12 protein-coding genes are annotated in these 14,410 nt (G+C 73.6%); 3 read left to right on the top strand and 9 right to left on the bottom strand.

Annotated features, from left to right (window positions below; translation table 11 throughout):
- Positions 1-37 precede the first annotated feature (37 nt).
- Together ABZ135_RS30545 and ABZ135_RS30540 are read left to right on the top strand one after the other, a co-directional pair.
- Entirely contained in the window at positions 38-1,972 is a 1,935-nt protein-coding gene (locus ABZ135_RS30545) for a peptidoglycan recognition family protein (RefSeq protein WP_356700196.1), read from the top strand.
- Between the two features lie 170 nt (positions 1,973-2,142).
- Complete coding sequence (locus ABZ135_RS30540) at positions 2,143-4,341, top strand: terpene synthase family protein (protein WP_356700194.1); 2,199 nt, start codon at positions 2,143-2,145, stop codon at positions 4,339-4,341.
- 43 nt (positions 4,342-4,384) lie between these two features.
- Here ABZ135_RS30540 and ABZ135_RS30535 read toward each other — a convergent pair whose 3' ends face one another.
- From ABZ135_RS30535 to ABZ135_RS30495, 9 genes are all read right to left on the bottom strand, one after another.
- Positions 4,385-4,750, bottom strand: coding sequence for an RNA-binding S4 domain-containing protein (locus tag ABZ135_RS30535; protein WP_356700192.1), 366 nt, complete (start codon positions 4,748-4,750; stop codon positions 4,385-4,387).
- 17 nt (positions 4,751-4,767) lie between these two features.
- Positions 4,768-5,268 (bottom strand): hypothetical protein, encoded by a 501-nt coding sequence (locus ABZ135_RS30530; protein ID WP_345491425.1) that lies wholly within the window; start codon positions 5,266-5,268, stop codon positions 4,768-4,770.
- A 136-nt stretch (positions 5,269-5,404) separates the two neighbouring features.
- Positions 5,405-7,594: an AAA family ATPase gene (locus tag ABZ135_RS30525; protein ID WP_356700190.1), complete on the bottom strand. Its 2,190-nt coding sequence runs from the start codon at positions 7,592-7,594 to the stop codon at positions 5,405-5,407.
- 136 nt (positions 7,595-7,730) lie between these two features.
- On the bottom strand, positions 7,731-8,126 hold the full coding sequence (locus ABZ135_RS30520) for an ACT domain-containing protein (protein ID WP_356700188.1): 396 nt from the start codon (positions 8,124-8,126) through the stop codon (positions 7,731-7,733).
- A gap of 45 nt (positions 8,127-8,171) precedes the next feature.
- Positions 8,172-8,414: a DUF397 domain-containing protein gene (locus ABZ135_RS30515; RefSeq protein ID WP_356700186.1), complete on the bottom strand. Its 243-nt coding sequence runs from the start codon at positions 8,412-8,414 to the stop codon at positions 8,172-8,174.
- Positions 8,415-8,537: 123 nt separating this feature from the next.
- The gene (locus ABZ135_RS30510) at positions 8,538-9,704 is read right to left on the bottom strand and encodes a thiolase domain-containing protein (RefSeq protein WP_356700184.1); all 1,167 of its coding nucleotides are present in this window, start codon (positions 9,702-9,704) and stop codon (positions 8,538-8,540) included.
- Positions 9,701-10,774, bottom strand: a complete 1,074-nt coding sequence (locus ABZ135_RS30505; protein ID WP_356700182.1) for a thiolase domain-containing protein — start codon at positions 10,772-10,774, stop codon at positions 9,701-9,703. Before ABZ135_RS30505 ends, ABZ135_RS30510 begins: the two co-directional genes overlap by 4 nt.
- Positions 10,771-11,727, bottom strand: a complete 957-nt coding sequence (locus ABZ135_RS30500; RefSeq protein ID WP_356700180.1) for an OB-fold domain-containing protein — start codon at positions 11,725-11,727, stop codon at positions 10,771-10,773. Before ABZ135_RS30500 ends, ABZ135_RS30505 begins: the two co-directional genes overlap by 4 nt.
- A gap of 65 nt (positions 11,728-11,792) precedes the next feature.
- Complete coding sequence (locus ABZ135_RS30495) at positions 11,793-12,599, bottom strand: crotonase/enoyl-CoA hydratase family protein (RefSeq protein WP_356700178.1); 807 nt, start codon at positions 12,597-12,599, stop codon at positions 11,793-11,795.
- A 187-nt stretch (positions 12,600-12,786) separates the two neighbouring features.
- Here ABZ135_RS30495 and ABZ135_RS30490 point away from each other — a divergent pair, with 187 nt between their 5' ends.
- A complete protein-coding gene (locus tag ABZ135_RS30490) occupies positions 12,787-14,409 on the top strand; it encodes an acyl-CoA synthetase (protein ID WP_356700176.1) in 1,623 nt (540 codons plus the stop codon).
- The last annotated feature ends 1 nt before the right edge of the window (position 14,410 follow it).

The raw sequence follows: 14,410 nt of genomic DNA, 5'->3' as shown, positions 1-14,410 counted from the left end.
ACGCCCCCGCTCCCCCCATCCGTGCCTGGAGGCTGCCTTGCTCCGTTCCCTCTCGCTCAGACGGGTGGCGCCCGCCCTCCTGATCCTTCCTCTGGTGGCCGGTGTGCCGTCGGCCACCGCCGAGGGGCCTGCGGCGGGCTCGCTCCAGGGGCAGTTCGCGGCGGCGGCCGAGCGGCACGGTGTTCCGCCGAGCGTGCTGCTCGCCGTGTCGTACCTCCAGTCGCGCTGGGACGCCCACGGCGGCGCGCCGAGTGTGACGGGCGGCTACGGTCCGATGCACCTGACGGACGCGGCGGGCGCGCTCGCCGAGGCGCCGCACCACTCGGAGGGCGAGGAGGACGCGCGCGGGGACGATGCGCGGGCCCCTCGGGTGGGGGCCGAGGCGCCGCTGCCCGCGGCGGGCGCGCTGCCGGCGCGGTTGCGGACGCTGGAGCGGGCGGCGGCGCTGTCGGGCCGGTCGGCCGAGGAGTTGCGTACCGGTACGGCGGCGAACATCGAGGGCGGTGCGGCGCTGCTCGCGGCGGCGCAGCGCGAGGCGGGGCTGCCGGCGAGCGCCGATCCGGCCGACTGGTACGGCGCGGTGGCGCGGTACTCGGGTGCGGAGGACAGCGGCACGGCGGCGGTGTACGCGGACGAGGTGTTCGACGTGATCCGGAGCGGTGAGTCGCGCCGGACGGACAGCGGGCAGCTCGTGACCCTGCCGGCCGATCCGGGCGTGGCGCCGGCCACCGGGCAACTGGCCGCGCTGGGTCTGCGGGCGCCGGCGAAGGGGCCGGTGGAGTGCCCGCCGACGGTGGCGTGCGAGTGGATCCCGGCACCGTACGAGGAGTTCGGGGACGGCGACTACGGCAACCACGACAAGGCGGACCGGCCGGTGTCGCAGTCGATCGACTACATCGTGATCCATGACACCGAGGCGACCTGGGACACCACGCTGAAGCTGGTGCGGGACCCGACGTACGTGTCCTGGCACTATTCGCTGCGGTCCTCGGACGGGCACATCGCGCAGCACGTGCCGCTGAAGGACGTGGGCTGGCACGCGGGCAACTGGTTCGTGAACGCCAAGTCGGTGGGTCTGGAGCACGAGGGCTTCCTGACCTCGCCGGACTCCTGGTACACGGAGGCGATGTACCGGACGTCGGCGCGTCTGGTGCGCTATCTGGCGCAGCGGTACGGGATTCCGCTGGACCGGCAGCACGTGCTGGGTCACGACAACGTGCCGGGGACGGTCGCCTCGACGATCAGGACCATGCACACGGACCCGGGGCCGTACTGGGACTGGGCGCACTACTTCCGGCTGCTCGGCCGGCCGATCACGCCGAGCGCGGGCCCGGACGCCGGGGTGGTGACGATCCGGCCGGACTACGTCGCCCACCGGCCGGTGTACACGGGATGTGTGAAGGCCGGGGAGGCGTGCGCGCCGCACGGGAGCGGTGCGGTGCGCCTGCACACCGCGCCGAGCGCCGACGCGCCCCTGGTGAAGGACATCGGTCTGCGGCCGGGCGGGCAGGATTCGACGACCGGGGTCAATGACACGGGGGCGCGGGCGTCCACGGGGCAGAGCTACGCCGTGGCGGAGCGGCGGGGCGAGTGGACGGCGGTCTGGTATCTCGGGCAGAAGGCGTGGTTCCACAATCCGAAGGAGGAGCCGACGGCGGTGAACGCGCGCGGTCGGGTGCTGACCCCGCGGGAGGGTCTGGCGTCGGTGCCGGTGTACGGGCGGGCGTATCCGGAGGCGTCGGCCTATCCGGCGGGGGTTCCGGTGCAGTCGGTGTCCCCGCTGCCGTACCGGCTGCTCGCCGGTCAGCGGTATGTGGTGGGGGGCCTAACCCCGGGTGAGTACTACTTCGCGCCGGTGTTCGATCCTTCGGGTCACACGGTCGTACGCGGCCAGGAGGAGTACTACGAGATCCAGTTCGGCCATCGGGTGGCCTTTGTGAAGGCCGCTGACGTGCGGGTTTCGCAGGGCTGAGGGGAAGCGGGTCCGAAACCCGCCGCTCGGGACGGGGGTGTCGCCGGATCGGGGTCCGTGCGACACCGCCTGTCGCTCATATGACTATTGCGGTGTTCGCGTGGGCGTGCGGGTCGAGGGGTAATGCTCGGCCGGACGACAGTCCACGCTCACCGAAAGGCCCCTCTGGCATGGCTCAGCCCTTCGTTCTGCCGGATTTCTACGTCCCGTATCCGGCGCGGCTCAATCCCCATGTGGAGGCGGCCCGCACGCACACGCGGGACTGGGCGCGAGAGATGGGCATGCTGGAGGGCTCCGGCATCTGGGAGGAGGAGGACCTCCAGTCCCACGACTACGCGCTGCTCTGCTCCTACACCCACCCGGACTGCGACGAGCAGGCCCTTTCCCTCGTCACCGACTGGTACACGTGGGTGTTCTTCTTCGACGACCACTTCCTGGAGATCTTCAAGCGCTCCCAGGACCGGGCCGGCGGAAAGGCATACCTCGACCGGCTGCCGCTGTTCATGCCCGCCGATCCGGCGGCGGGCATGCCGGAGCCGACCAATCCGGTGGAGGCGGGTCTGGCGGATCTGTGGCGGCGGACCGTGCCGTCGATGTCGGCGGCCTGGCGGGTGCGCTTCGCCGAGGCGACGGAGCACCTGCTGTACGAGTCGCTGTGGGAGCTCGACAACATCAACGAGGGGCGCATCGCCAACCCGGTCGAGTACATCGAGATGCGCCGCAAGGTGGGCGGCGCCCCCTGGTCGGCGGGGCTCGTCGAGTACGCGGCGGGTGCCGAGGTGCCCGAACGGGTCGCGCACGCACGGCCGCTGCGCGTGCTGCGGGACGCCTTCTCCGACGCGGTCCATCTGCGCAACGACCTGTTCTCGTACCAGCGGGAGGTCGAGGACGAGGGCGAGAACAGCAACGGCGTCCTCGTCCTGGAGAAGTTCCTCGGCTGTACGACGCAGCAGGCGGCCGACGCCGTCAACGACCTGCTGACCTCCCGGCTCCAGCAGTTCGAGAACACCGCGCTGACCGAGGTGCCCGCGCTGTGCCTGGAGCACGGGCTCGGCCCCGAGGAGGCCGCGGCCATCGCCGCGTACACCAAGGGGCTTCAGGACTGGCAGTCGGGCGGTCACGAGTGGCACATGCGCTCCAGCCGCTACATGAACGAGGGCATGGTGAGCGGTCCTTCGCGCACGGGCGGGGTGATCGGCACCTCGGCCCTGGACATCCGGAACCTCTTCGGCCGTCCCGCCGCGAGCCGGCTGCGCGCCCTCACGCACCTGCCGCACCAGAAGGTGGGGCCGTCGCTGCTGCCGGAGTTCGACCTGCCGTACCCGCTGACGCTCAGCCCGCACCACGCGGAGGCGAGGCGCCGGTCCCTGGACTGGGCGGAGGAGATGGGGCTGCTCGACGACATCTGGGACCGGCCGATGGCCGAGGGCTTCGACCTGGCCCTGTGCGCGGCGGGGCTCGACCCGGACGCCACCCTGGAGGAGCTGGTGCTCAGCGCCCAGTGGCTGACCTGGGGCACCTACGGGGACGACTACTACCCCCTCGTCTTCGGCCGGCCGCGCAATCTGGCGGGCGCCAAGGAGCAGACGGAGCGGTTCAAGTCCTGTATGCCGCTGGACGATCCGGCCGCCGGGGCGGCGCTCGCGGCGAACCCGATGGAGCGCTCGCTCGCCGATCTGTGGGCCCGGACGGCCGGTCCGATGGCCGACGGGGCCCGTGGCCAGTTCCGCGCGGCGCTGGACGCGATGCTCGAAAGCTGGCTGTGGGAGCTGCACAACCAGGCGCAGCACCGGGTGCCCGATCCGGTCGACTACATCGAGATGCGCCGGAGCACCTTCGGTTCGGAGCTGACGATGTCGCTGTGCCGGTTGCGGCACTCCGGGGACCTGCCGCCGGAGCTGTTCCGCTCGGGCACGGTGCGGGCCCTGGAGGGCTCGGTGATGGACTACGCGACGCTGCTCAACGACCTCTTCTCGTACCAGAAGGAGATCGAGGTCGAGGGAGAGATCCACAACGGCGTCCTGGTGCTGCAGAAGTTCTTCGACTGCGACTATCCGACGGCGGTGGCGATGGTCGACGATCTGATGCGGGGCCGGCTGCGCCAGTACGAGCATGTGAAGAGACACGAAGTGCCGCTGCTGTACGAGGACTTCGGCCTGGGCGCGGAGGGCCGGGCGGCGTTCGGCGCGTATCTGCGGGAGTTGGAGGACTGGCTCGCCGGCATCCTCAACTGGCACCGGGGCGTACGGCGTTACGGGCCGGGGGACGTCCACATGGGAGCGGGGACGTCGCTCGCGCGCCGGGGGCCGACCGGTCTCGGGACCTCGGCGGCGCGGCTCGCGTCGGCGTTCGGTTCGCTGGTGCCATGACGTAAACGGTCCGCCCCCGTCAGCCGGGGGCGGACCGCCGTCGTCAGGGGCGCAGGCCGCGCAACTGGTCGAGCTCGCGGCGGTCGCGCTTGGTGGGGCGGCCGGCGCCGCGGTCGCGCACACCGGCCACGACGACCTCTTCGCGCGGCGGCGGGGGCGGGCTGTTGTCGACGTACGCCTCGGCGGCGACGGCCGGGCCGACCCGCTTGGTGAGGAGCTGCTTCACCTCGACGATCCGCTGCCGGCCGCCGTGGAAGACGCGGATCTCGTCGCCCGGCTTCACGGGCTGCGCGGGCTTGGCCCGCTCCCCGTTGACCTTGACGTGTCCGGCGCGGCAGGCCGCGGCGGCCTGGGAACGGGTCTTGGTGAGCCGGACGGCCCAGATCCAACTGTCGACGCGTGCGCTCATCGGCCCCCGCCTCCCGGTCAGCCCTGCTGGAACAGCTCGGCGGGCAGCGGCTTGAGCAGCGCATACAGGTCGTCGGTGATGGGCCGGTCCCAACTGGCGATGGTGACCAGGACGTTGTCGCTGCGGTCGAACTGCACGCAGGAGATCCGGCTCTCGGAGAGCTTCAGGCGGCGCACGATGAGCAGGTTGTCGCCCTGCATCACCGGCACGTCCTCCTTGTCGACGACCTCGACCGGCTCGTCGTTCTCCAGCGCGGCGAGGAGCTGGGCGACCTCGAAGGGCACCTGGCCCTCGGCGAGCTCGCGGGCGGGCGAGCCCTCCGGCAGATTGCCGATGATCATCGCGGGTCCGCGGCCGCCGAACAGGTCGTAGCGGAGGAACACGCCCTGGCAGCTTCCGTCGGGAGCCGGAAGCAGGCCGGCGCCGAGATTGCCGGGCCAGTCCCCGGGGTCCATGGCCAGGACGTCGAAGTCCGGGCCCGCGGGTGTGGCGGCGCTGCGGCGGCGGAGGAAGGACATACCGCCATGGTACGTGCCCCGCCGCGGGATGCGGCGCGCCGGGGCGGGTCCCGGCGTTCCGCCGGCCGCCGGTGACATGGGGCGCCCGCGCGATCGCGCAGGGTGTCCTGCCGTTCCCGCCCGGCGGGGCAGTCCGCTAGGAGGGAAAGGCGGGCGAGTCGGGTCCGTCGGCGGGGGTGACGGCGCGCAGGGGTGTGTCGGGTCGCGTGCGCGGCCGGCCGGGGGCGTCGAGCTGTTCGACGGGGTGGTCGCCGGGGGTGAGGGCCTGGGAGTGGCGGTCGGCGGTGCCGTGGTGCGGCGGGGCGGGGGACGGCGGCGGGTCCGCGGGGGTGGCGCGGGCGTGGTCGATCGGGGTGGCGGGTTCGGCGAGCGGGGAGGCGGGTTCGGTGAGGAGGGGGGCGCGGCGCAGTTCGCGGAGGATGGCGGCGCGCTCGTCGCGGTCGGGCGGTTCGCGCAGGGCGCGGGCGAGGTAGCGGCGGGCGGTGTCGGGGGCGCCGGCCCGCAGGCTGTCCCGCGCGGCGGCGCGCAGGTGCCGTACGACCCACGGGTCGCCGTCGGGGTGGGTCTCCACGAGGTGGCGGGCGGCGGCGGTGGAGCCGAGTCCGGCCTCGACGACGCACCAGGCGGCCTGGCCGTGCAGGGCGACGCGGGTGGCGGCGGGGATGGCCTCGTAGACGGCGGTGGCGATGAAGGGGTGGACGAAGACGAGCTCGGCGGTCTCCTCGTCCGTTCCCCTGCCGCCCCGGGCCTCGGCGAGGACGCCGGCGCGGCGCAGCAGGGCGGCGCCGCGGGCGACTTCCTCGCCGCCGAGTCCGGCGACGGCACCGGCGAGCCGCGGGGTGATGTCGGTGCCGAGGACGGCGCAGGCCCAGGCGAGGCGGACGGTGTCGGTGCCGAGCCGTTCGATCCGCGCGACGAGGTCGCCGTCCTCGCCGGTGGCGGCGGCGAGGTGGCGCAGGTCGGCGATGTGGTCGGCGGTGGGTGCGAGACCGCGGTCGCGGATCCGGGCGGCGAGCCGGACGGCCTGGAGGGGGTTGCCGGAGGTGGCCGTCCAGTACGCGCGGCAGAAGCCGTCGTCGGCGTGGGCGCCGACGCGGTCGCGGACGAGCCGGGCGAGGGCGGTCGGGGTGAGCGGCTCCAGGGCGAGGGGCGGCCGGCCGGAGCGGGTGATGGTGAACACGGCGGCGTCGGCGGGGAGTTCACCGGGCCGGTAGGAGACGACGAGGAGCAGGGGAAGCTCCTCGGCGCGGGCCGCGAGGGCGGCGAGCCAGCGGAGGGACTCGGGGTCGGCCCCGTGGGCGTCGTCGAGGACGACGACGAGGGGGGCGCCGGGCACGGCGAGGTGGGTCAGGAGCCGGTCGAGCCCGTCGCTCAGCTCGCGCGGGTCCGGCGTTCCGTCCTCGCCGGCGGGGCACAGTCCGAGCGCGGGGCCGACGAGGTCGTACCGGTCGCCGAGCCGTTCCCGCAGCTCGGCGCGGGAGGCGGCGGCGAGCCGCGGCTGGAGCAGTTGCCGTGCCACGTGGAAGGCGCCCGACCGCTCCTCGTCGCCGCCGCGGGCGGACAGGACGGTGCAGCCCTTGGCCGTGGCGCGCCGCCGGATCTCGGCGAGCAGGGTCGTCTTGCCGAGCCCGGCACCCGCGGCGACCGCGAGCACGCCGCCCCGGCGTACGGCCCGGTCCGCCCGACGTGCGGGCTCCGTCGCGCCCTGGCCGGCCCCACGAGGCGCCCGGGGCGCGTCCGGGTCGCTCGGCTCACCCGGCTCACCCGCCCCGCCGGGCCCATCCGAGCCACCAGGTTCGCTCGGGTCGGTCGACCCGTCGGACCCACCCGAGCCACCAGGCACGCCCGGCCCGCGCGGCTCACGCGGCCCGTTCAGCTCACCCGAACCGCCGGACCCATCCGGCGCACCCGACGCCCCCGGCGCACTCGGGTCACCCGAACCGCCGGACCCACCCGACGCCCCCGGCCCGCTCGGGTCGCCCGAACCGCCGGACCCACCCGGCTCACTCGTCTCGTCAGACGCACCCGACCCATCAGGCGCCCCCGGGCCGTCCGGCTCGCCCAACCCATCCGACTCACCCGGCTCGCCCGTCCCGCGCACCAGCCGCAGTACCGTCGCCGTCCCGGTGCGGCGCGCGGGCGGGACGGGCCCGTCGGCGGGTCCCTCGGTAGGTCCCTCGGTGGCGGCCGGATCCCGCGGCGGCCGGGAAGGGTCGGTGGCGTGGCCCGTCAGGAGGTTCAGGGCCTCCTCGGCCACGGCCAGTTCGGCCTCGCGCTCGAAGAGACGGAAGCCGTGGCCGGACGGTCCGCCGGTGTGTGCTGTCATCGTCCCCCCACCCCGCACAAAGGGGCGCACGCCCGGCGCACGAGGGGTGCGCACGAGGCGGTGCCCCGTGAAAGCCCCAGCGTACGCCGGGTGCCGCCCTCACCGCTCGGGATGGTGAAGGTGGCGTGAAGAAGCCTCAGGCGCGTCGGGCGAGTGCTTCCAGCACGGCCAACGCCTCGTCCGCGCGGGCGTGCTCGACGAAGAGGTGGTCGTGGTGGAAGCCCGCGACCACGTTGCAGCTCAGTCCGGCGTCCGCGAGCGCTCCCGCGACGGCCGCCGTCAGGCCGACCGCGTCGAGCGCCGAGTGGACCCGCAGGGTGATCCAGCCGGCCACGTAGTCGTACGGCAGCGAGGCCGCGTCGGCCTCCTCCTGACGTACGACCATCGTCAACCCCTCGCGCTCGGCGACGGTGACGACCGGGGTGAGACCCGCCGGCGCGGGGCCGGACACGGTGGTGAAGACATAGCGGCCGGAACGGAGTTCCGGCCGCATCCCGGCGAGCAGCCGGGTCAGATCGCGCTCTGCGTGCATGGGCACCACCCTAGGCGGTGCCCGGAAAGTGCCGGCCGGCCCGCGTCAGGTGAGGTCGAACTCGCCCTCGCGGGCGTTCGCGACGAACGCCCGCCACTCGGCCGGGTCGAAGAGGATCGACGGCGCTCCGGGCCGCCGCCCGTTCCGCATCGCGACGAAGCCCTCGACGAACGCGATCTGGACGTCCCCCACCCCCTGGCTGCCGGAGCGCCAGTCGGCCCCCGACAGGTCGAGGTCCGGCAGGTCCCGCCCCGACCAGGTGTCCTGGGTCATGGTGCTGTCCGCCACGTCCGTTCTCCCCTCGCCTCGCACACATCACGCCTCGCACGGGTCACGCTCGCCTCGCACACGTCACGCTGTGCCGCGTGTCCGGGCCTCAGCGTAGCGACCGGTCCGCGCCGCGGACAGACCTCAGGCGGTGGGCGGCCGGTCCCCGACCAGCCACATGGAGAAGAACTGCGCGCCGCCTCCGTACGCGTGTCCGAGCGCCGTGCGCGCCCCCTCGACCTGGTGTGCGCCGGCCTGCCCGCGCACCTGGAGGGCGGCCTCCGCGAAGCGGATCATGCCGGAGGCGCCGATGGGGTTGGTGGACAGCACCCCGCCGGAGGGGTTCACGGGCAGGTCGCCGCCGATCTCGGTGACCCCGGCCTCGGTGAGCTTCCAGCCCTCGCCCTCCTCCGCGAAGCCGAGGTTCTCCAGCCACATCGGCTCGTACCAGGAGAACGGCACGTACATCTCGACCGCGTCGATCTGACGGCGCGGGTCGGTGATGCCGGCCTGCCGGTAGACGTCGGCGGCGCAGTCGCGGCCCGCCCTCGGGGAGACGAAGTCCTTGCCGGCGAAGAGCGTGGGCTCGCTGCGCATCGCGCCGCCGAGCATCCAGGCCGGCGGGCGGGGCGAACGGGCCGCGCCCGCCCGGTCGGTGAGGACCATGGCGCAGGCGCCGTCGGAGGACGGGCAGGTCTCCGAGTAGCGGATCGGGTCCCACAGCATCGGGGAGGACTGCACCTTCTCCAGGGTGATGTCGTGCTCGTGGAGGTGGGCGTAGGGGTTCTTGAGGGCGTTGCGCCGGTCCTTGTACGCGACGAGGGAGCCGATCGTGTCGGGGGCGCCGGTGCGCCGCATGTAGGCGCGCACGTGGGGTGCGAAGAAGCCGCCGGCGCCGGCGAGCAGGGGCTGCTGGAAGGGGACGGGCAGGGAGAGGCCCCACATGGCGTTGGACTCGGACTGCTTCTCGAAGGCGAGGGTGAGGACGGTGCGGTGGACCCGGGCGGCCACCAGGTCGGCCGCGACCAGGGCGGTGGACCCGCCGACCGAGCCGGCGGTGTGGACGCGGAGCATCGGCTTGCCGACCGCGCCCAGCGCGTCGGCGAGGTAGAGCTCCGGCATCATCACGCCCTCGAAGAAGTCGGGGGCCTTGCCGATGACGACGGCGTCGACGTCCGCCCAGGTCAGTTCGGCGTCCTCCAGCGCGCGTACGGCGGCCTCGCGGACCAGGCCGGCGAGCGAGACGTCCCGGCGGGCGGCGACGTGCTTGGTCTGGCCGATGCCGACGACGGCCACGGGCTCCTTGCTCATCGCGGGTCCCCTTCCAGGACGGCCACCAGGTTCTGTTGCAGGCAGGGGCCGGAGGTGGCGTGGGCGAGGGCCCGGTCGGAGGCGCCGCGGTGGATGCGGGCGGCGGCCTCGCCAAGGCGGATCAGTCCCGTGGCCATCACGGGGTTGGCGGCGAGCGGGCCGCCGGAGGGGTTGACGCGGACATCGTCGCCGAGGCGGAGCGCCTTGCGCAGGACGACCTCCTGGGAGGTGAAGGGCGCGTGGAGTTCGGCGGTGTCGAGGGGCCGGCCGGCGGACGGGTCGAAGGCTCCGGCCCGTTCGGCGGCGAGGCGGGTGGAGGGCGAGTCGGTGAGGTCGCGCACGCCGAGGGAGTGGGCTTCGACGCGGTGGTCCATGCCGGTGATCCAGGCGGGCCTGGCGCACAGGTCGCGGGCGCGGTCGCCGGCGGCGAGGATCACGGCGGCGGCGCCGTCGCCGACGGGCGGGCAGTCGCCGGTGCGCAGGGGGGCGACCAGATAATCACCCTGCGGGCGGGCGCCGGGCAGTTGGGCGTGCGGGTTGGCGGTGGCGTCCCGGCGGTTGCGGGCGGCGATCGCCGCGAGCGCGGGCTCGTCGGTGTCGCCCGCGTCGATCAGGGCCCGTGCCTGGAGGGCGGCGAGCGCGACGGAGTCGGGCCACAGGGGCGCCAGGTAGTACGGGTCGAGCTGGCGGGTGAGGACGTCGCGTACGGAGCCGGCCGAGGACTTCCCGTAGGCGTAGACGAGCGCCGTGTCGGCCACGCCGGTGAGGAGCTTCACCCATGCCTCGTACAGCGCCCAGGCGCCGTCGGTCTCGACGTGGGACTCGGGGATCGGCGGCCAGGCGCCGACGCCGTCGAGGGCCATGGTGAAGGAGAAGGCGCGGCCGGCGAGGTAGTCGGAGGATCCCGAGCAGGTGAAGCCGATGTCGGAGGTCCTGAGGCCGGTCTGCCGCAGCACGTCGTGGAGGACGGGCATGAGCATCTCGACCTCGGACAGTTCGTCGCTGCGCCGGGTGTGGTCGGTTTGGGCGAAGGCGACGATGGCGACGTCCCGGCGTGCGGAGGCTGTCACAGGAGCTCCTTGTACGTGTCGTAGTCGGCGTCCGGTTCTCCGCTGGGGCGGTAGTGGTCGGGGTAGCGCCCGTCGTCGCTCCACACGGGTTCGACCCGCAGGCCCATCCGCACCTGGTCGTAGGGGATCCCGGCGATCCGGCCGTGCAGGGCGAGCCCGGCGCCGTCGAGGGCGATGTGGGCGTAGACGTACGGGACCTCGATGTTCAGGTTCTTCGCCTTGATGTTGACGATGCAGAAGGTGGTGACCGTGCCGCGGGGGCCGACCTCGACCCGCTCGGTGGTGGCGATGCCGCAGGTGGGGCAGGCGCCGCGGGGCGGGACGTAGACCTTGGCGCAGGAGGGGCAGCGTTCGCCGACGGTGCGGCGTTCGGCGAGGGCGTGGAGGTAGGCGGTCTGGGCGCGGCCGGGGCTGTAGGTGTAGTCGAGGCGGGCGGGGGCGACGATGCCGGTGACGGGCGCGTCGAACCGGCCGTCGTGCGGGCGGGGCGGAGTCCGCCGCGGTGTGCTCTCGTACGGTTCGAAGCAGGCGATGTCGGTGATGGCGCCGTGCCGTTCGGCGGCCCAGCGGACCCGGACCCGCATGCCGGTGCGTACGGCGTCGGGGTGGGGCGCGTCGAGGGCGTGCAGCAGGGCGGTGTCGGCGCCGTCGAGGCGGACGAGCACCCAGGCGAAGGGGGTCGCGAGGGGCTGGCCGGGGCGGGGTTCGGGGTTCCAGGCCCAGGTGGTGACGGTGCCGGTGGCGTCGACCTCGACGAGGTCGCGCAGCTCGGCGGCGGTCTCGGGGTCGTACTCGACGGGCGGGACGAGCACGCGCCCCGCTTCGGTGCGGACGCCGAGGAGGGTGCGCTCGCGCAGGCCGGTGAGGAAGGCGGACTGGACGGGGCCGAGGGACCGGGTGAAGGGGAACTCGACGACGAGGGGGGCGCGGAGCGTTTCGGGGGTGGCGGTCATGGGGCTCCTTGGTGGGTGCGGGGGCGCGAGCGGGGCGGCGGTGGGTGGTGCCTGTGGCCGGGAGGTCACTCGCGCCGGTACACCGGGGGGCGCTTCTCCGCGAACGCCCTCGCGCCCTCCTTCGCGTCCGCCGTGGCGAAGATCGGCCAACCGCGCTTGAGTTCCGCCGCCAGGCCCTCCTCCTCGGTCATCCCGGCCGTCTCGTAGACGGACGCCTTGACGGCCTCCACGGCGAGCGGGCCGCAGGCGTTGATCCGCTCGGCGATCTCCAGGGCGGACTCCAGGGCGGTGCCGGCCGGGACGACGCGGCCCACGAGGCCGATGCGGGCGGCTTCCTCGGCGGTGTAGGGGCGGCCGGTGAGGAGCATTTCGAGGGCGTGGGTCCGGGCGATCTGGCGGGGCAGGCGGACGGTGGAGCCGCCGATCGGGAAGAGGCCGCGGCGGACCTCGAAGAGTCCGAAGGTGGCGGTGTCGCCGGCGACGCGGATGTCGGTGCCCTGGAGGATCTCGGTGCCGCCGGCGACGCAGGGGCCCTCGACGGCGGCGATGACGGGTTTGCGGGGGCGGTGGTGGCGCAGCATCGCCTTCCAGTGCAGGTCGGGGTCGGCGGTCATGCGGTCGCGGTAGCGCTCGTCGCCGTCCATGCCCTTGCCGGCGAGGGCCTTGAGGTCCATGCCCGCGCAGAAGGAGCCGCCGGCGCCGGTGAGGACGACCGAGCGGACGGTGTCGTCGGCGTCGGCGGCGAGCCAGCCGTCGTGGAGGCCGACGAGCATCGGCAGCGAGAGCGCGTTCCTGGCCTCGGGCCGGTTCAGGGTGAGGACGAGTGTGGCGCCTTCGCGCCGCACGTCGAGGTGCTCGGTGCTGCCGCCCATGGGCGTCTCCTCTGCGGTGCCGTCCGGCATTTCCGGAACAGGTTGCAGGAGTGCGGAGTTCACTTCAATAGTTTTCTGACACTCAGTCAGATTCTTCTGCGCGGCCCCTTCCCCCCTCCGCCCGTCGGCGCTCTAATGACCGCGCCAGTCACCGACGGGTCAGTCCGGGCCAGGATCAGGAGGAACGGTGGAGTACAACCTTGCCGACCTGTTCGAATCGGTCGTCGACGTGGTCCCGGACCGCGAGGCGCTGGTCTACGTCGACCATCCCGGCACCGGCGCCGAGCGCCGGCTGACCTACGCCGAGCTCGACGCGGCGGCGAATCGGCTCGCCCACCACCTCACCGACGCGGGACTGCGGCCCGGCGAGCACGTCGGGCTGCACCTGTACAACGGCGTCGAGTACCTCCAGACCGTGCTGGCCTGTCTGAAGGCCCGGCTCGTGCCGGTGAACGTCAACTACCGGTACGTGGAGGAGGAGCTCGTCTACCTCTACCGGGACGCCGACCTGGCGGCACTCGTCTTCGACGCCGAGTTCACCGGCCGGGTCGCGGCCGCGCTGCCGCGGACGGAGAGGCTGCGGCACCTCGTGCGGGTGGGGACCCCGCCCGGGGACGCCCCGGCGCTCGACTGCGTGGACTTCGCGGCGGCGGAGGCGGCCGGCTCACCCGGGCGCGGTTTCCCGCCCCGCTCGGGCGACGACCTGTTCATCATCTACACGGGCGGCACCACGGGCATGCCGAAGGGCGTGATGTGGCGGCAGGAGGACCTGTTCTTCGCCGGTCTGTTCGGCGGCGACCCGAGCGGCGAGCCGGTGAAGCGGCCCGAGGAGCTGGCCGAGCGGGTCGCGGCCGGCGGCGCGGGCATCACCTTCTTCCCCACTCCCCCGCTGATGCACGGCACGTCCACCCTCACCGCTTTCATCGCCTTCCACTACGGGCAGCGGGTGGTGATCCACCGCAAGTACGTGCCCGAGGAGGTGCTGCGCACCATCGAGAAGGAGCGGGTGTCCAGCGTCTCCCTGGTCGGCGACGCGATGCTGCGGCCGCTGGTCGACGCCCTGCACGGACCGCTGAAGGGCACCGACCTGTCCTCGCTGTTCAGCGTCTCCTCGTCCGGCGCGATCATGTCGGACACCGTGCGCGAAGAGTTCCAGGCCCTGGTGCCGAACGTGCTGCTGCTCAACAACTTCGGCTCGTCCGAGTCCGGTTCCAACGGCCGGGCGACCGACGACTCGGGCCCCGCGAAGGGCTTCCGGCTGCACGTCAACGAGCGCACCCAGGTGGTCGACCCGGCCACCCGCGAACCCGTCGCCGTCGGCGAGATCGGCCGGCTCGCCCAGCGCGGCCACGTACCCCTCGGCTACTACAACGACCCGGCCAAGACCGCCGAGACCTTCTTCACGAAGGGCGACGAGCGCTGGGTGCTGCTCGGCGACATGGCCACCGTGGACGAGGAGGGCATCGTCACCGTCCTCGGCCGCGGCTCGCAGTGCATCAACACGGGCGGCGAGAAGGTCTATCCGGAGGAGGTCGAGCAGGCCCTCAAGTCCCATCCGGACGTGTACGACGCGCTGGTGGCGGGCGTGCCGGACGCGACCTGGGGCAGTCATGTGGCGGCCGTGGTGCAGCTACGTCCCGGCTCGTCGCCGCTGGACCTGGCGGCGCTGCAGGACCACTGCCGCACCCGGCTCGCCGGCTACAAGGTGCCGCGCCGGCTCGTCCTCACCGACCGCATCCAGCGCTCCCCCAGCGGCAAGGCGGACTACCGCTGGGCCCGTTCGGTGGCGGCGGAGGCGGACACCGCCTGAC

Source organism: Streptomyces sp. NPDC006339, assembly GCF_040612775.1.
GTDB lineage: Bacteria > Actinomycetota > Actinomycetes > Streptomycetales > Streptomycetaceae > Streptomyces.
The sequence above is the reverse complement of the archived record's forward strand: the minus strand, read 5'-3'. Positions and strand labels throughout refer to the sequence as shown.